The sequence below is a fragment of the Bradyrhizobium sp. cf659 genome (assembly GCF_900113725.1).
GTDB lineage: Bacteria > Pseudomonadota > Alphaproteobacteria > Rhizobiales > Xanthobacteraceae > Bradyrhizobium.
Genome location: NZ_FOQJ01000016.1, coordinates 118,287 through 133,358, shown reverse-complemented (window position 1 = coordinate 133,358; position 15,072 = coordinate 118,287). Strand labels below are relative to the sequence as shown.

The following is a 15,072-nucleotide window of genomic DNA, read 5'->3' as shown; positions in this document are numbered from 1 at the left end:
CCCACAGCCACCCAGACCAGATCGAGCTATCCTATGCCTAACTTCCCCGGACAGCCCTGCGTTCTTACGGGGAGAGGGTTGGGGTGAGGGGCTGCCTCCGCGGCGGCGGTATTGGAGATACCCTCACCGCCGCCTCCTCTCCGTCATTGCAAGCGCAGCGAAGCAATCCAGACTTCCTCCGCGGAAAGATCCTGGATTGCTTCGCTGCGCTCGCAATGACGCCGTGGTTACAGCTGTGCGCGTGCCGGCCAGCCCGACTCGCGGAGACTCCCCCTCACCCGGGATTTGCGCTACCGCTCGTCCCCCGTGAACACGAATTTCGGCATCTCCCATTTATAGCGCACCGCGAGCAGGCGGAAGCTGATGCCGAGGATGAAGGTCAAGATCGTCCAGAGCCCGGCGTTGATGTTGAGGCCGAAGGCGGTCGCATAGAACAGGCCGGTCACGACCGAGACGCTGGCGTAGAGCTCGGAGCGAAACAGCAGCGGTACGTCGTTGCAGAGCACGTCGCGCAACACGCCGCCGGCGCAACCCGTTACCATGCCCGAGACGATGACGATCGGCAGCGAGACATCCATCTGCCAGGCGATGTCGCAACCGGTCATGGTGAAGACGACGAGGCCGATGGCATCAAGCACGATGAAGGCGAACTGAAGCCGGTGCACGAGGCGCGCGACCAGGATGGTCAGCAGCGCTGCAGCGCCGGGAAGCACGAGATAGATCGGGTTCGCGACCCAGGCCAGCGGATAATGACCGAGGAACAGGTCGCGCAGCGTGCCGCCGCCGAGCGCGGTGATGCTGCCGAGCATGCAGACGCCGACATAGTCCATGCTGCGCCGCCCCGCAGCAAGCGCCGCGGTCATGCCCTGCGCCGTCAAGGCGACAAGCGCCAGAAGATGCAGCACGCTATCGCTCGGCGGCAGACTCCACATCGTTTTGTTCCCCCTGATTTCCGCAGTGGAACTTACGTCCCCGGTTCCAGGATGAACAAGAGTTCATCCTGGATAAACAGGTTCCCGATTCCCGACGCGGGCCACATGCGACGAAAGCATCAGAGGGGCGGAACAGAATCTCGCATCCACGGGTTGTCCAGCCGCAATAATCGAGGAGACCCAATCGATGGCTGACGACCGTTTTCCCAACGATCCGTATCGCCCGAATCTCGCCGATGATGAGTATCTCCGTGCGGCGCGACGGGATGCCGACCTTCAGGCCGACCCCGAGCTGGGCGAAGGCCCCGCCTCCAGCGGCAAGGTCGCACTGTTTGCCGTGGCTGTCGCCCTGGTGCTGGGCGCCGTGTTCTATGGCTTGAACAACACGACCACGGGAAACCAGGCGAGCAATGAGCCGGCGACGAAGACCGCCCAGCAGGCTCCGCCGACCAATCCAGCGGCGCCTCCCGGCATGCGCGACGTGACGCCGCGCAACAACGCCGCGCCGGGCATGACCACGGGTGCTGCGCCGAGCAAGCCGGCCGCGCCGGATCCGGCCGCTCCGTCTGACGGCACGAAGGCTCCGTCTGACGGCGCGAAGTAACCACGCAAGGTAGCAGTCACAAGGTAGCTGTCATCGCCCGCGAAGGCGGGCGATCCAGTACTCCGAGGCGATAGTGATTGATCGAGAGGCCGCGGCGTACTGGATGCCCCGCCCCAGTGCGCAATTGCGCACAAGGCGGGGCATGACACAGAGTGGATGAGAGAGCGGCGGGACTCAACATCCCGCCGCTTCTCGTTTGGCTCTATGGCTTGAGCATGATCTCCGCGCAAACGCGTTCGGCGTTTGTCGCGAGGGAAAACCGCCGCACACTTTTCCGGATCATGCTCTAGCTGAACATCTTGTTGAGCTCGCCGCCGGGATAGCCGCCGCCGAGCTCGGTGAACGTCCCCTTCTCCGCCATCTCCTTTGCCGCGCGCATGAAGCCGCCCCAGGCGGCGCGGGCGAGCGAGCCGCCGACGCTGATCCGGCGCACGCCGAGATCTTCGGCCTCCTGCAACGACAAGCCGGAGCCGCCGATCAAGAGGTTGAACGGCTTTGGATGCACCGCCTTCACCACCGCGGCGATATCCTCGCGGCTCTTCAGGCCCGGCGCGTAGAGGCAGTCGGCGCCGGCATCGGCGTAGGCGGTGAGCCGGTCGATGACGAGCTTGAGATCGGTCACGCCCCAGAGGTACGCCTCGCAGCGGCCGACCAGCAGCGTGCCGCTGTCGCCGATCGCCTTGCGCGAGGCCTCGATGCGCTCGACCGCGAGCGCGCGATCGTAGAGCGGCTTGTCCTTGTCACCGGTGGAATCCTCGATCGACAGCCCGGCGACGCCGGTGCGCACACCGCGCTCGACATTGTCGGCGACCTTGTCGGGCTTGACCGCAAAGCCGCCCTCGAAATCCGCATTCACGGGAATGTCGACCGCCGAGCTCAATGCTGCCAGATGCTGACAGACGTCCTCGACGGTGACGTGATTGTCGGCCTTGCCGATGGTCCATGCAAAGCCCGCGCTCGACGACGCTATCGCCTTGAAACCGAGATGCTGCAACGCCTTGGCGCTGCCGACATCGACCGGATTGGGCAGAATGAAGCAGCCGCTCTCGTGCATCTTCCTGAAGGTCGCGCGCTTATCCGCGGTCGTCACGTGCATGTTTCTCTCCCTTGTTGGCCGCGCAGACATAGGCACGCATTCGGGGCAGTGCTAGTGCGCGTCGTGCACTGCGCGGCTGTCTTTCGGCGCCTCGTCGCGATCATTCATGCCGTAGTCCCTGACGACGCTGGCGATGCGCAAGCGATAGTCGGCAAAGATCTGCGCCCTGCCCCTGGCCTGGGTGCGGCGGTGCTCCATCGTGTTGCGCCAGGCCTGCACGGCTGCCTCATCCCGCCAGAACGACACCGACAGGATCTTGCCTTTCTCGGTCAGACTCTCGAAGCGCTCGACCGAAATGAAGCCGTCGATGGTTTGCAGGATCGGCTTCAGATCGGCTGCAAGGTCGAAATATGTCTGGCGATGCTCGGGCTTGGGCCAGACCTCGAAGATCACGGCGATCATGGGCGTCTCCTGCTGACGGTGTCGTGGCCTACAATACCACCTTGCGCAGGAAGGTGCGCTCTTCCGCGAGGATGAACTTGTGTTCCTCGGCGAAATGGAAGTTCGCCATGCCTTCCGCATCCTGGCGCAGCCGGGCGCGATAGGCCTCATAGGCAGCCAGGCTCTCGAAGGTGATCAGCGCAAAGGCGATGTTGTTGGTGCCCTCGTGCGGCATGAAATAGCCGATCAGGTCGCCGCCGCATTTCGGGATGATGGTGAGCCAGCGTTTTGAATATTCCTCGAACTGCGCGCGCTTGAACGGATCGAGCTGGTAGCGGATGAAGACGGTGACGGACATGTGAGGCTCCTGTGTTTCCACATCGTCATTGCGAGCGTAGCGAAGCAATCCAGGAATCTCGCCGCGGAGACAGCCTGGATTGCTTCGTCGCCAGTGCAAAATTGCTTCGCAATTTTGTCACGGGCTCCTCGCAATGACGACTTGGTGAGAGCCTACGCGCTTGCCCGACTGCAATGCTTCGGCTACCATCGAAGCATGAAATCAGGACCCGACATCGCCATGATCGCCGCGCTGGTCGGCGACCCCGCCCGCGCCAACATGCTCACGGCGCTGATGAACGGACGCTCGCTGACCGCGAGCGAACTCGCGCAGGAGGCCGGCATCACGCCGCAGACCGCAAGCTCGCATCTGGCCAAGCTCGAGGCCGGCGGGCTGATCGAACCGGAGAAGCAGGGCCGCCACCGCTACTACCGCCTCACCGACGACGACGTTGCCGGCGTGCTCGAAGGCCTTGCGGGGCTCGCCGCGCGCACCGGCCATATGCGCGTGCGCACCGGGCCGAAGGATCCGGCGCTGCGGCGCGCGCGCATCTGCTACGATCATCTCGCCGGCGATCTCGGCGTGCAGATGCTCGACACCATGCGCGAGCGGCAGCTGGTCAGGCAGAAGAAGCAGGACATCGAGCTGACGGCCGAGGGCGAACGCTTCCTCGCCAAGCATTTGCAGATCTCGCCGGACATGCTCGCCCATCCGCGGCGGCCGGTGTGCAAGGCCTGCCTCGACTGGAGCGAGCGGCGCCACCATCTCGCCGGCACGCTGGGCGCCACCATGATGCAGCGCTTCACCGAGCTGAAATGGGCCGCGCGCGACTTAACGCCCGGCAGCCGCGTGGTGAATTTCACCCGCACGGGCGAGAAGCAGTTTGCGGCGCTGTTCGGCAGTGAGAAGGGCTGATCACGCCAGGCGCGTGAGATCGCACGTTTGCGTGTGAATTCGTGTGCTCGTCATGGCCGGGCTTGACCCGGCCATCCACGCGTATATGGCCACCGTCATTCCGGGTTGGTCCGCAGGACCGAACCTACCGGGTTCGATGCTTCGCATCGCTCCGGAACGACTGTGCCAGACAACAGAGACCTCAATGAACCGCTTCCTCCCGGCCGTACTCGCCGCCGCACTCCTCGCCGCCCCTCTTGCCGCACACGCCGCCGACACCACACCACGCGAGCCTTATGGCATCGCGCTCGAGGGCTTTGCCTATCCCTATCCCGTGCACCTGCTGCCTGTTGTCAACGACGGCGAGCAGCTCGGCATGGCCTATATGGACGTCGCCCCCCAGCAGCCGAACGGCCGCACCGTGGTGCTGCTGCACGGGCGCAATTTCCCGTCGAGCTACTGGGCGCCCGTCATCAGGATCCTGAGCGAAGCCGGATTCCGCGTCGTGGTGCCGGACCAGATCGGCTTCGGCAAATCCTCCAAGCCGATGGGTGAACTGCATTTCGACACGCTGGCGCGCAACACCATCGCGCTGCTCGACCATCTCAAGATCGACAAGGCCGAGATCGTCGCCCATTCGCTCGGCGGCATGCTGGGCGTGCGCATCGCCCGCGCCTATCCCGATAGAGTCGCCCATCTCGTGCTGACCGCGCCGATCGGGCTGGAAGACTATCGCCTCTACGTGCCGCCGACGCCGACCGAGAAGATCATCGAGAGCGAAGACAAGCTCACGGCCGAGGGCTATCGCAAGCAGCTCCAGACCAATTACGCGATCAAGCTGCCGCCGGATCAGATCACGCCCTTCATCGACGCCCGCTTCAACATCAAGGGCAGCCCCGACTATCCGCGCTGGCTGCGCGCCTTCGTCAGCTCCGGCCAGATGATCTATCGCGAGCCGGTCGCGCACGAGGTCGCGCTTGTTTCCGAGCCGACGCTGTTCATCATGGGCGCCGACGACCACAACGCGCCGGGCCGGCCGAACGCACCGGAGGCGCTACGCGCGAAGATGGGACAGAACGCCGAGCTCGCGAAGGCGCTCGCAGCGAAGATGCCGAATGCGCGGGCCGAGGTGATCCCCGACACCGGCCATCTCGTCTTCCTGGAAGCGCCGGAGAAGTATCGGGAGCTGGTGCTGGGCTTTCTCGGCCGCTAGCGACGCCGGCGTGTCGCCTGGAGCAGGATGCGGGCAGTGTTCATGCCGCATTCAGGTCATGATCGGCAGATTTGGATCGCGACGTGTCGGCACGTGTCTCCCCAAATTTAACGTGTCGAATCGTGTCTTTTGATTCATTGTGCGCCGCAAGCGCGCTGTCCCCCCAAAAGTCTGCCCCAAGGACGAGAAGGAAGTTCAAATGAAATATCTCTTCGCCGCCGTGATGCTCGCCAGCGCGGTCGCTGGTTTCAGCGAGGCGGCCAGCGCCGCGGAGGGCTGTGGTCCCGGCTGGTATCGTGGCCGCTATGGCAACTGCCGTCCGATGGGCGGGCGTCCGCCGGTCGTGGTCGTGGCGCCCCGCCCCGCGCCGGTCGTCGTGGTGCGTCCGCGCGCGTGTCCCTATGGCTTGCGCTGGTACGCCGGCCGCTGCCGTCCGTTCTGATCCCGTATTTTCGCGTTGCGATATGGCCGCGCGGCGAAAGCCTGCGCGGCCTTTTTCTTTTGGGCACCCTCCAGCCCATTGGCTTGCAGGAGCGCCGAATCAAAACGGGGACCGCGAACCGCGATCCCCGTCCGGATTTCGATTGCCGAGCGCTTACCAGTGGCGGCGATGCCAGCGCCGGCGGCGCCAGCCCCAGTGCCTGTGGCGCCAACCCCAGTGATGGCCACGACCGTGCCAGTGCACCTGCTCGGGCTTGAGCTGTGCGGCTTCATCGCTGGTGGTGACGGCGGGATGAGCGTCCGGATTGCCCTGCGGCATGCGGGAATCACCGAGCGGCTGCGGCGCCAGCGGCGCGGCCTGTGCGGCGGCGGTGAACGCAGCGGCTCCCGCCGCGGCACCGAATGCGAGTTTCAGAAAATTGCGGCGTTCCATGACATCTTCCTCTCGGGCAAGCGTTGATGATGCCGAGCGAGTGTCGGGCCCGCGATATGAACTGCGGCTGAATCGAGCGTTCAGATTCAAAGGTGACAGCCGGAACTCGTGGCCCGGATGGAGCGAAGCACAATCCGGGCTATGCGCCAGCGCCCTATTTCGCAAACTCCTGCGCCAGCACCAGCGTCTCGCGCGTGCGCGTTACCTCGGGCCAGTCGCGGTTGAAATCGGCGACGAGCTTTTTCATCGCGTCACCCTTCAGCATTGCGAAGGCGGCGCGCTTGCTCGCGTCGGTGACGGTGGCACGGACAACGAAGTACGCTGCGGGCATGTGTTTCCTCCTGTTGTTTGACCACAGCATAGACGGTTACAGTGGCGGCAACAAAAAGCCCGCGCGACGGACAATGACGTCGCGCCGATAAGGGAGGAACGGCCATGCGCAGGATCATCACGGGGCTCGTTGCGATCGCCTGCCTGTGGCCCACGGCTTCGCCGGCCGAAATCGTCCGCTTCGACATCCTGGAACGCGTGCCCGCCTTCGCCGGCCGCAGTTTTGGTAACGTCGGCACCTATGAACGCATCACCGCGCGCGCGACCTTCGCGCTCAACCCATCCGACGACCGCAACGCCGTCATCACCGATCTGTCGCTCGCGCCGCGCAACCCCAACGGCAAGGTCGAGGCCACCGCCGACGTCGTGATCCTGCGGCCCAGCGATGCCAGCCACGGCCACGGCACGCTGCTGCTGGAGGTCCCCAATCGCGGCCGCAAGCTGGCGCCGCAGCTGTTCGACGATTCCGCCCAGCCCGGCGCCAACATTGCGGACAAGGCCGAGGACGCCGGCATCGGCTTCCTGCATCGCCAAGGCTACACGATGGTCTGGGTGGGCTGGCAGGGCGACATTCCGTCGAAGCCGGGACAGCTCGCGATGACCGCACCGGTGCTCAAGGGCGTCACCGGTCCTGCGCGGGAAGAGGTGATCTTCGACAACTCCACCAATCCCGCGCGCGCAACGCTGACCTGGCCGGCGGCTGAGGCCGCCGATCTCAACGTCACCGTACGCGCGGCCTGGGCCGACGCGCGGCAGACGCCGCTGGGCCTCTCCGCAAAACCGGTCGATCCCGTGACGGTGGAGATCGCCCGCCCCGACGGCTTTGACGCCGGCGCGCTCTATGAGATCACCTACACCGCGCGCGATCCCGTCCCGCTCGGCATGGGCTATGCGGCCGTGCGCGATGTCGTCAGCTTCCTCCGCCACGACGAGACGCAAGCGAACCCGCTGCTCAACGGCCTGCATCCATCGGTAAGCCGCGCCATCGGCTTCGGCGTCTCGCAATCCGGCCGCTTCCTGCGCGACTTCCTCTATCTCGGCTTCAACGAGGATCTCTCCGGCCGCACCGTGTTCGACGGATTGATGCCGCATGTCGCGGGCACGCGGCGGATGGCGACCAATGTCCGCTTCGGCCAGCCCGGCCGCAACCCGCGCCATCTGCAGGATCCGGCGTGGCAGGCCGACCTGTTCCCTTTCACCTATGCGAGCCTGAGCGATCCTTATTCCGGCAAGACCGACGGCCTGCTCCGCCGCTGCTCGCTCTCCGCCACCTGTCCGCGCGTGATGCAGACCGACAGCGAGCACGAATGGTGGGCCTCGCACGCTTCGCTGCTGGTGACAGATCTCGCCGGCAATCATCTCGACCTCCCCGACAACGTCCGCGCCTACATGATCGCAGGCACGCCGCATTTCGCGGAAGCCGCCGACGTGATGCGCAAGGGCTTGCCCGCGATGTCGCTGCCGCAGAATCCGATGCATGCGGGCATGCCGATGCGCGCGCTGCTCACCGACCTCAACGCCTGGATCAGCGACGGCACCAAACCGCCCGCAAGCCGCGTCCCCATGCGCGCCCACGGCACGCTCGTGGCTGCGAAAGGCGCGGTGCTGGCGGATATCCCCGGCCTGCCCTACGCCGGCATCCATACGCTGGCCGCCTTCTCGGATCAGAGCGTGCTGCCGCCCAAGGAGATCGGCCGCTATCCCGTGTTCGTGCCGAAGGCCGACGATGATGGCATGGCGATATCAGGTATCCGCCAGCTCGCCCTCGCCGTCCCTCGCGCGACCTACACGGCGTGGAATCCGCGCGCGCAGGGCTTTGGGCCGACGGCGCTCTATCCGCTGCAAGGCGCGGTGGTACCGTTTGCACCGACGGAAGCCGCACGGAAGGAAGTGCACGATCCCAGGCTGTCGATTGCGGAGCGATACGCGGATGACGGGGCGTATGTGGCCGCGGTGCGCCGCGAGGCGGCACGGCAGGTGGCGGAGCGGATATTGCTGCCGGAAGATGCGGAGCGTGCGGTTGAAGCGGCGAAGCAAGGGAAGCTGGCGAAGCTTGGGCAGTGAAGGAAGCCGCGATTACAAGGGTGGGTTAGCGCAGCGTAATCCACCATTTCTCGTGCCGCGGAAACAGACCTTGGTAGGTTGGGCTATCTCTCACCTATCCAAACCTCGCGGGCGATGCATACCAACGACTACGTTGACAGATCGCAGAAGAATACTTCTATTCAACCTATGGATGGTACTACAATTAAGCTCTTAATCGGTTTCGCTGCCGCCGTTGCAGGCGCACTATTGACGGCGGCGGCCACGATGTATGCTGCGAACCGAAAGATCAAGGAGCTCGAGCTTGCGTACTCTTACAAGCTGCAAGACGGATACCTTGAAAACGCGAGAAAGCTCACCGGTGAGGTATACATTCCGATAAACATTCTGCTGACGGACCTTTCAAAGGCTTACGATACTTTCCGGGCCAGAGTAGATTTCGATTTGGAAACCGTCCCCGAAGGTTCGCACAACTTCTTTGTCGGGAGCTGCCGGAACTACCTTGCGGGGATCGACGAACTATTCAAGCGCGGTGCGGACGCCTATCTGACAACGACATTGGACACCTGTCTTCGTGACTTTAATTCGTTTGTCCGGGAATCCATTGGGGCGACCACACCAGTAGTAAAGAGCATTTTCGAAGGCACGACATCACTGCTCCCATTTTTCTCAGGCAGACATCGCGTTCCGCTCACATCCAATTCTCGTGCAGCATTGCTTGTACCCAAATTTTCTATCAAGTTTGCGGGATTGGAATTCGGCTACTCAAAGGAACTGCTAGCGGCACCGCTTAAATCTCGCGAGTTTGAGAAGCGATTTCAGACCGAGGTGCTCGCCTTGAAGTCGCTGATCAAGGAGGTGACCCTCGGATCTCAAAGCCGGGCATAGCGGAAGCCGAAGACGCTCGAAATCGACTTCAGAGACGAGTCGGCACGTAAGAGAAGCGGTCGGTTACGCTACGCTAACGTGCCCTACAGCCTTTGCAAAATGTCTCGCCCCCACTGTCGGAACGCACGCCCTTCATCTGTCCTATGCCCTGATAACACGGAGATGACCCATGGGCGACCTCACCCTCACCACCTTCGACTGGGTTCCCGAGATGCCGCGCGGCTTCGTGCGCGACCTTCGTGTGCGCTGGGCGCTCGAAGAGGCCGCCTTGCCCTATCACGTCGCGAGCGTGCCGTTCGGTGACCGCGGCGCTGCGCATCTCGCGCACCAGCCTTTCGGCCAGGTGCCGTGGCTCACCGATGGCGACATCTCGATCTTCGAGAGCGGCGCGATCCTGCTGCATCTCGGCGAGCGCAGCGCGGCGCTGATGCCCACCGACCCGCGCGGTCGCACCGAGGCGATCAAGTGGGTGTTCGCGGCGCTCAATTCGGTGGAGATGGCCAGCCTGCCCTGGGCGCTGTTCAAATTCACCGGCAGTCACGACGGTTCACCTGCCGTGAAGTTCGTCGACGACTTCCTCAAGCTCCGTCTCAAGCATGTCGAGCCGGTGCTGGCCGACCGCGAATGGCTGGCGGGGCCCTTCTCCGTTGCCGACATCCTGATGTCGGATGTGCTGCGCCTCGTCGATCGTTTCGACGGGCTGGCGGCACACCCGGCCTGCCGCGCCTACGTCGCGCGCACGACGGCCCGCTCGGCCTTTGCCAAGGCCCGCGCAGACCAGATGGCGCATTTCGCTGCGGCGGATGGGGCACGCTAACGCAGACGGATTAGCGAAGCGCAATCCGCCAATGTCCACCTCAACAAAATTGGTGGGTTACGCCCAGCGAACTGCGCTTCGCGCAGTCGCAAGGCTCACCCACCCTACGCGCTCAACCTGTTCCACCCTGGCTTCTAGTTTTGCGAACGCGTAAAGGGGACAAAACGCACGAGAGCGACGCCGCGCGTCGTCGTCTTGCCGGGGGCGATTTTTTCGACGACTGTGAGCTGCTGAGTGGTGTAACCGGGTCCCAACGGCATGACGAGACGGCCCCCCACTTTGAGCTGCTCAATCAGCGGCGACGGTGGCTGCCCGAGCGCGGCAGTCACGACGATGGCGTCAAAAGGACCGCATTCGGGCCAGCCGTCGTAGCCGTCGCCAAGCCTGACGCTCACGTTGTCATACGCGAGGTCTCTTAGTCTTTTCGCGGCGGTCTCGGCCAATTGCGGGATGATCTCGATGCTGCAGACCTTTCGCGCGAGCTGCGCGAGGATGGCGGCCTGGTAGCCCGAACCGGTACCGACTTCGAGCACAACGTGATCGGGCGCGACCTCGGCCAACTGGGTCATCAAGGCCACAATGTACGGCTGCGATATGGTCTGGTCGAGGCCGATTGGTATCGGTCTATCGGCGTATGCGATAGAGCAAGATTGCTCGGGGATGAACAGGTGGCGTTTCGTTTGCGCCATGGCCTCGAGGACCCTCTCCGACAGGCCTTGCTGTCCCAAAACACCGGCAGCGGACCGGGCGTAGGCCCGGATGGTCTCGACCATGGCGGCGCGTTCGCGGACGCATTGTGCGTCCTGTGCGGTCGCTTCCCACGCGACGACACCCATGGCGAACACGAGCAGTGGCAAGACCTTCATGATTGTGCGCTCTCCAAGAGGGACACAATTCACGTCGACCGCTTGAGCGCTAACCCTGCGCGTAAGATCCGACCTCGCCCCGCAAGCGAGGCGAGGTTTGCTTAAGCTCAGGTGCCCTCGAACTTGAACGACACGTTGAGTTTCGCGCGATAGGCCTCTACTTTTCCTTTGGCGTCCAGCTGAATATCGAGCTTGACGACCTCTGCGACACGAAGGTCACGAAGAGATTTTGCAGCCTGCTCGATCGCGTTGGCGGCGGCCTTTTCCCAGGAATCGCTGCTGGTGCCGATCAGTTCTATGACCTTGTAGACGCTCTCAGGCATGTCGTCCTCCCGTTCGGTATGAAGCAGGAAGCAGGTGCTCCCTGCCGCAGTCGAGCCTAGCACGGTATCGGCGCTGAAAGGACGCCACGATCGCAGGGCGCACCAAGGTCCATCGAGATTGAGCCCGCGCCGCAACAACGTCGCGGTAGCCCGTTAGCCCGTATTCCTGACCGCTTCAGCTAGCATGGCGTAAAGCTGGTGCTTGCTGAATTCCTTGGGCTGCTTGTTTGTTGTCTTCCGCGACACCTTCTTGGCTGCCGGCTGGGCACAGGCAACCAACAACGCCGGCTCTCGCTTCCGGACCGACCTTATCTTGGGTTTTGCTGTTGGCGGCTTGTGGCCACGCGTCAGGCCCAAGCGAGTTAGCCTGCCGCAGACAGCGTTACGGCTACACCCGAGACGGCGCGCGATCTGCGCGGCACTCTGTCCTTGGACCCAGAGTTTTTTGAGCAGCGCTACGTCTTTCGCATCCCAACTCATGGGAGATATTGTACGCCAACTGCCATCCACTTTTCTAGTCTTCGTCCGGCTCGCGTACGACCGCCGGCTCGTCGTCGTCCCCCTCCTCTTCTCCCTCCTCGTCCTCGTCCTCGTCCTCTTCATCGTCATCAGGATCCCGGGGCGGCATCTTGCTGCCCTTGATCACAAAGCGACTCCAATCCATCAAGCCGGTGGGAAATTCTTCGGGGATGTTTTGCTTCATGGTGTTGCTCCTCGGGTCTGGAGCTTGAGAGCGCCGGTGATTAATGTGCCGGGCATCTTGCGGTTGTGGGTTCGACGGTCTTGTCGATGCAGGCCCGTCGCTTCGGCTGCATCCAGCCACTACAGCTTGTAGCCGATCTTTCGCAGCAGGTCTTTCCGCCACGCAATGTCCTCGTCGGTTTCGACACCCAGCGGTGAGGCGCCATCCACCACCCCGAGCACGCCGCAGCCCTGCTCCGTTTGCGCGACGATCACTTGTGTGGGGTTGGCCGTCGCGCAGTAGATGCGGCAGACCTCCGGCGCCGCGCGCACCGCAGCCAGCACGTTGACTGGAAAGAAACCGTCGCCCAGGAAGATCAGAAATGTATGGCCGGCGCCGATGGCCATTGCGTTGTCGCGTGCAAGCGCGATCGCGGCTTCGTCGTTCCCCGACCAGCGCACCAGCCGCTTGCCGGAGGCCTCGCAGAAGGCCAGCCCGAAGCGGATGCCCGGAACTGCGCCCACCAGCGCCTCATGGAGGTCTTCCACAGTCTTGATGAAATGCGACTGGCCGAAGATGAAGTTGGTTGCGTCCGGCTTGACGATCGGCACCACGGTGAGTTCCATGGCTGCGCTCCTTCAAGGTCCAACGCCGTTCATGGTAGGCCACCAGAAGGCAATTGCAAGCGGCAAGAGACAGCCGATTTCGCGCCGGAAGCCACTGGCAGCGAAGCAAGGGACGGGCGAAGCTGGGGCAATGAACAAAGGTGCCGAACGGCCGGCGCGTCACATCAGTTTTATTGGCGCGTCGGCGACCACCCGCAGATCGATCCTGCTGATCAACTCCAGGCGCCGCACCTCCGCGGCGCTGATTGCGGCGTCGGTCTGCCGCAACGTGCTGACATTCGACCCGAGCGAGACGATGCCGCCCAGCACCAAGGCGATCGATCCGAGTGCCGTGACCTGACCGGCTCCGAGCAGGCCGAGGATGGTGATCAGCAGCAGTGCGGCGCCGCCGCCGACGGCGATCTTGGACGCCAGAATGTACTTCCGGCAACGCTCGGCGATCTCGGCAAGCGCTTCGATCCGCGCTTCGATGTCGGAAATCTCGTCAGTGGGATCGTCTTCGGTCATTCGATTAAGATCGAGCATGCCAAGTCAGAAACGGAACCAGTAGCCCGCATGAGCGAAGCGACATGCGGGACTAAAGGCAAGACCCGGATGTCGCTTCGCTCATCCGGGCTACCCTACACGTCCCTCACAACGGCAAATTGTCGTGCTTCTTCGCCGGCGTTTCCACCTTCTTGTCCTTGAGCATCGCCAGCGCCCTTGCGATCCGCTTGCGGGTCGAGTGCGGCATGATGACGTCGTCGATGTAGCCGCGCTCGGCGGCGATGAAGGGGGACAGGAAGCGGTCTTCGTATTCCTTGGTGCGCGCGGCGATCTTGTCGGGGTCGCCGATGTCGCTGCGGAAGATGATCTCGACCGCGCCCTTGGCGCCCATCACCGCGATCTGGGCGGTCGGCCAGGCGTAGTTCATGTCGGCGCCGATTTCCTTGGAGGCCATGACGTCGAAGGCGCCGCCATAGGCCTTGCGGGTGATGATCGTCACCAGCGGCACGGTGCACTGCGAATAGGCGAACAGCAGCTTGGCGCCGTGCTTGATCAGGCCGCCATATTCCTGCGCGGTGCCGGGCAGGAAGCCCGGCACGTCCACGAAGGTGACGATCGGGATGTTGAAGGCATCGCAGAAGCGAACAAAGCGCGCCGCTTTCCGCGAGGCGTCGCTGTCGAGCACGCCGGCCAGCACCATCGGCTGGTTGGCGACGAAGCCGACGGTGCGGCCCGCGATACGGCCGAAGCCGGTGACGATGTTCTTCGCAAAGGACTCCGCGATCTCGAAGAAGTCGCCCTCGTCCACGACCTTCAGGATCAGCTCCTTCATGTCGTAGGGCTTGTTCGGATTGTCGGGGATGAGCGTGTCCAGGGACATGTCGACGCGGCCGATGTCGTCGAAGCTCGGCCATTCCGGCACGCCGTCGGTGTTGTTGGACGGCAGGAAGTCGATCAGGCGCCGCATCTGCAGCAGCGTCTCGACGTCGTTCTCGAAGGCGCCATCGGCGATCGAGGAGCGCGTGGCGTGCACCGAGGCGCCGCCGAGCTCTTCGGCGGTGACGACCTCGTTGGTGACGGTCTTCACGACATCCGGGCCGGTGACGAACATGTAGCTGGTGTTCTTCACCATGAAGATGAAGTCGGTCATGGCAGGCGAATAGACGTCGCCGCCGGCGCAGGGGCCCATGATGACGGAGATCTGCGGGATCACGCCGGAGGCGAGCACGTTGCGGCGGAACACATAGGAATAGCCGGCGAGCGCCGCGACGCCCTCCTGGATGCGCGCGCCGCCCGCGTCATAGAGGCCGATGATGGGCGCCCTCGCCTTCATCGCCATGTCCTGAAGTTTTGTAATTTTCAGCGCGTGCGTTTCCGAGAGCGACCCACCGAACACGGTAAAGTCCTTGGCGAACACAAAAGTCTTGCGGCCGTTGACGGTGCCCCAGCCGGTGACGACGCCGTCGCCCGGGATCTTGTTCTTCTCCATGCCGAATTCGGTGGAGCGGTGCTCGACGAACATGTCGAACTCCTCGAACGATCCCTTGTCGAGCAGCAGCTCGATGCGCTCGCGCGCGGTCAGCTTGCCGCGGGCGTGCTGCGCCTCGATGCGCTTCTCCCCGCCGCCGAGCTTTGCGCCGGCACGACGATCTTCAAGGGCGTCCAGGATATGTTTCATTT

At 63.6% G+C, this 15,072-nt stretch carries 20 protein-coding genes; 7 read left to right on the top strand and 13 right to left on the bottom strand.

The genetic code is table 11. From position 1 onward, the window contains the following. Window positions 1-290 precede the first annotated feature (290 nt). The gene (locus tag BM118_RS37725; RefSeq protein ID WP_092192746.1) at window positions 291-932 is read right to left on the bottom strand and encodes a trimeric intracellular cation channel family protein; all 642 of its coding nucleotides are present in this window, start codon (window positions 930-932) and stop codon (window positions 291-293) included. Window positions 933-1,119: 187 nt separating this feature from the next. On the opposite strand from BM118_RS37725, the gene BM118_RS37720 reads away from it, so the two are divergent. After that, complete coding sequence (locus BM118_RS37720; RefSeq protein WP_092192744.1) at window positions 1,120-1,536, top strand: hypothetical protein; 417 nt, start codon at window positions 1,120-1,122, stop codon at window positions 1,534-1,536. A gap of 286 nt (window positions 1,537-1,822) precedes the next feature. Here the strand turns inward: BM118_RS37720 and BM118_RS37715 are convergent, their stop codons facing one another. Genes BM118_RS37715 through BM118_RS37705 form a run of 3 tightly spaced genes read right to left on the bottom strand, consistent with a single transcriptional unit; the run spans window position 1,823 to window position 3,371 of the window. Beyond that, on the bottom strand, window positions 1,823-2,632 hold the full coding sequence (locus BM118_RS37715) for an isocitrate lyase/PEP mutase family protein (protein ID WP_092192742.1): 810 nt from the start codon (window positions 2,630-2,632) through the stop codon (window positions 1,823-1,825). Between the two features lie 51 nt (window positions 2,633-2,683). Next, the gene (locus BM118_RS37710) at window positions 2,684-3,034 is read right to left on the bottom strand and encodes an antibiotic biosynthesis monooxygenase family protein (protein ID WP_092192740.1); all 351 of its coding nucleotides are present in this window, start codon (window positions 3,032-3,034) and stop codon (window positions 2,684-2,686) included. 28 nt (window positions 3,035-3,062) lie between these two features. Then, window positions 3,063-3,371: an NIPSNAP family protein gene (locus BM118_RS37705; protein ID WP_018647290.1), complete on the bottom strand. Its 309-nt coding sequence runs from the start codon at window positions 3,369-3,371 to the stop codon at window positions 3,063-3,065. Between the two features lie 195 nt (window positions 3,372-3,566). On the opposite strand from BM118_RS37705, the gene BM118_RS37700 reads away from it, so the two are divergent. The 3 genes from BM118_RS37700 (at window position 3,567) to BM118_RS37690 (ending at window position 5,899) form a co-directional block, all read left to right on the top strand. After that, complete coding sequence (locus BM118_RS37700; protein ID WP_177235042.1) at window positions 3,567-4,265, top strand: winged helix-turn-helix domain-containing protein; 699 nt, start codon at window positions 3,567-3,569, stop codon at window positions 4,263-4,265. A gap of 184 nt (window positions 4,266-4,449) precedes the next feature. After that, window positions 4,450-5,457: an alpha/beta fold hydrolase gene (locus tag BM118_RS37695; RefSeq protein ID WP_092192736.1), complete on the top strand. Its 1,008-nt coding sequence runs from the start codon at window positions 4,450-4,452 to the stop codon at window positions 5,455-5,457. Between the two features lie 199 nt (window positions 5,458-5,656). Further along, window positions 5,657-5,899, top strand: a complete 243-nt coding sequence (locus BM118_RS37690) for a GCG_CRPN prefix-to-repeats domain-containing protein (RefSeq protein WP_177235041.1) — start codon at window positions 5,657-5,659, stop codon at window positions 5,897-5,899. A 153-nt stretch (window positions 5,900-6,052) separates the two neighbouring features. Here the strand turns inward: BM118_RS37690 and BM118_RS37685 are convergent, their stop codons facing one another. After that, complete coding sequence (locus BM118_RS37685; RefSeq protein WP_092192766.1) at window positions 6,053-6,331, bottom strand: twin-arginine translocation signal domain-containing protein; 279 nt, start codon at window positions 6,329-6,331, stop codon at window positions 6,053-6,055. A 154-nt stretch (window positions 6,332-6,485) separates the two neighbouring features. Then, the gene (locus tag BM118_RS41975) at window positions 6,486-6,662 is read right to left on the bottom strand and encodes a hypothetical protein (protein WP_177235040.1); all 177 of its coding nucleotides are present in this window, start codon (window positions 6,660-6,662) and stop codon (window positions 6,486-6,488) included. A gap of 104 nt (window positions 6,663-6,766) precedes the next feature. On the opposite strand from BM118_RS41975, the gene BM118_RS37675 reads away from it, so the two are divergent. From BM118_RS37675 to BM118_RS37665, 3 genes are all read left to right on the top strand, one after another. Then, a complete protein-coding gene (locus BM118_RS37675) occupies window positions 6,767-8,725 on the top strand; it encodes an alpha/beta hydrolase domain-containing protein (RefSeq protein ID WP_092192732.1) in 1,959 nt (652 codons plus the stop codon). Between the two features lie 114 nt (window positions 8,726-8,839). Next, window positions 8,840-9,592: a hypothetical protein gene (locus tag BM118_RS37670; RefSeq protein WP_210189080.1), complete on the top strand. Its 753-nt coding sequence runs from the start codon at window positions 8,840-8,842 to the stop codon at window positions 9,590-9,592. Window positions 9,593-9,761: 169 nt separating this feature from the next. Then, a complete protein-coding gene (locus BM118_RS37665) occupies window positions 9,762-10,409 on the top strand; it encodes a glutathione S-transferase family protein (RefSeq protein WP_092192728.1) in 648 nt (215 codons plus the stop codon). Window positions 10,410-10,543: 134 nt separating this feature from the next. Here the strand turns inward: BM118_RS37665 and BM118_RS37660 are convergent, their stop codons facing one another. From BM118_RS37660 to BM118_RS37630, 7 genes are all read right to left on the bottom strand, one after another. After that, on the bottom strand, window positions 10,544-11,275 hold the full coding sequence (locus BM118_RS37660; RefSeq protein WP_177235039.1) for a protein-L-isoaspartate(D-aspartate) O-methyltransferase: 732 nt from the start codon (window positions 11,273-11,275) through the stop codon (window positions 10,544-10,546). A 107-nt stretch (window positions 11,276-11,382) separates the two neighbouring features. Continuing rightward, complete coding sequence (locus tag BM118_RS37655) at window positions 11,383-11,598, bottom strand: dodecin family protein (RefSeq protein ID WP_092192724.1); 216 nt, start codon at window positions 11,596-11,598, stop codon at window positions 11,383-11,385. A 153-nt stretch (window positions 11,599-11,751) separates the two neighbouring features. Then, window positions 11,752-12,078: a GcrA family cell cycle regulator gene (locus BM118_RS37650; protein ID WP_038967071.1), complete on the bottom strand. Its 327-nt coding sequence runs from the start codon at window positions 12,076-12,078 to the stop codon at window positions 11,752-11,754. A gap of 34 nt (window positions 12,079-12,112) precedes the next feature. Next, on the bottom strand, window positions 12,113-12,301 hold the full coding sequence (locus tag BM118_RS41970) for a hypothetical protein (RefSeq protein ID WP_092192722.1): 189 nt from the start codon (window positions 12,299-12,301) through the stop codon (window positions 12,113-12,115). A 119-nt stretch (window positions 12,302-12,420) separates the two neighbouring features. After that, window positions 12,421-12,906, bottom strand: coding sequence for an adenosine-specific kinase (locus BM118_RS37640; protein WP_011088110.1), 486 nt, complete (start codon window positions 12,904-12,906; stop codon window positions 12,421-12,423). A gap of 159 nt (window positions 12,907-13,065) precedes the next feature. Further along, entirely contained in the window at window positions 13,066-13,413 is a 348-nt protein-coding gene (locus tag BM118_RS37635) for a hypothetical protein (protein WP_092192720.1), read from the bottom strand. A gap of 124 nt (window positions 13,414-13,537) precedes the next feature. Continuing rightward, the gene (locus tag BM118_RS37630; protein ID WP_092192719.1) at window positions 13,538-15,070 is read right to left on the bottom strand and encodes an acyl-CoA carboxylase subunit beta; all 1,533 of its coding nucleotides are present in this window, start codon (window positions 15,068-15,070) and stop codon (window positions 13,538-13,540) included. Window positions 15,071-15,072: the final 2 nt, after the last annotated feature.

What these genes read in the sequence shown, in the direction of transcription:
- BM118_RS37725 (WP_092192746.1), bottom strand. Translation starts at nt 932, where the DNA reads ATGTGGAGTCTGCCGCCGAGCGATAGCGTGCTGCATCTTCTGGCGCTT.
- BM118_RS37720 (WP_092192744.1), top strand. Translation starts at nt 1,120, where the DNA reads ATGGCTGACGACCGTTTTCCCAACGATCCGTATCGCCCGAATCTCGCC.
- BM118_RS37715 (WP_092192742.1), bottom strand. Translation starts at nt 2,632, where the DNA reads ATGCACGTGACGACCGCGGATAAGCGCGCGACCTTCAGGAAGATGCAC.
- BM118_RS37710 (WP_092192740.1), bottom strand. Translation starts at nt 3,034, where the DNA reads ATGATCGCCGTGATCTTCGAGGTCTGGCCCAAGCCCGAGCATCGCCAG.
- BM118_RS37705 (WP_018647290.1), bottom strand. Translation starts at nt 3,371, where the DNA reads ATGTCCGTCACCGTCTTCATCCGCTACCAGCTCGATCCGTTCAAGCGC.
- BM118_RS37700 (WP_177235042.1), top strand. Translation starts at nt 3,567, where the DNA reads ATGAAATCAGGACCCGACATCGCCATGATCGCCGCGCTGGTCGGCGAC.
- BM118_RS37695 (WP_092192736.1), top strand. Translation starts at nt 4,450, where the DNA reads ATGAACCGCTTCCTCCCGGCCGTACTCGCCGCCGCACTCCTCGCCGCC.
- BM118_RS37690 (WP_177235041.1), top strand. Translation starts at nt 5,657, where the DNA reads ATGAAATATCTCTTCGCCGCCGTGATGCTCGCCAGCGCGGTCGCTGGT.
- BM118_RS37685 (WP_092192766.1), bottom strand. Translation starts at nt 6,331, where the DNA reads ATGGAACGCCGCAATTTTCTGAAACTCGCATTCGGTGCCGCGGCGGGA.
- BM118_RS41975 (WP_177235040.1), bottom strand. Translation starts at nt 6,662, where the DNA reads ATGCCCGCAGCGTACTTCGTTGTCCGTGCCACCGTCACCGACGCGAGC.
- BM118_RS37675 (WP_092192732.1), top strand. Translation starts at nt 6,767, where the DNA reads ATGCGCAGGATCATCACGGGGCTCGTTGCGATCGCCTGCCTGTGGCCC.
- BM118_RS37670 (WP_210189080.1), top strand. Translation starts at nt 8,840, where the DNA reads ATGCATACCAACGACTACGTTGACAGATCGCAGAAGAATACTTCTATT.
- BM118_RS37665 (WP_092192728.1), top strand. Translation starts at nt 9,762, where the DNA reads ATGGGCGACCTCACCCTCACCACCTTCGACTGGGTTCCCGAGATGCCG.
- BM118_RS37660 (WP_177235039.1), bottom strand. Translation starts at nt 11,275, where the DNA reads ATGAAGGTCTTGCCACTGCTCGTGTTCGCCATGGGTGTCGTCGCGTGG.
- BM118_RS37655 (WP_092192724.1), bottom strand. Translation starts at nt 11,598, where the DNA reads ATGCCTGAGAGCGTCTACAAGGTCATAGAACTGATCGGCACCAGCAGC.
- BM118_RS37650 (WP_038967071.1), bottom strand. Translation starts at nt 12,078, where the DNA reads ATGAGTTGGGATGCGAAAGACGTAGCGCTGCTCAAAAAACTCTGGGTC.
- BM118_RS41970 (WP_092192722.1), bottom strand. Translation starts at nt 12,301, where the DNA reads ATGAAGCAAAACATCCCCGAAGAATTTCCCACCGGCTTGATGGATTGG.
- BM118_RS37640 (WP_011088110.1), bottom strand. Translation starts at nt 12,906, where the DNA reads ATGGAACTCACCGTGGTGCCGATCGTCAAGCCGGACGCAACCAACTTC.
- BM118_RS37635 (WP_092192720.1), bottom strand. Translation starts at nt 13,413, where the DNA reads ATGACCGAAGACGATCCCACTGACGAGATTTCCGACATCGAAGCGCGG.
- BM118_RS37630 (WP_092192719.1), bottom strand. Translation starts at nt 15,070, where the DNA reads ATGAAACATATCCTGGACGCCCTTGAAGATCGTCGTGCCGGCGCAAAG.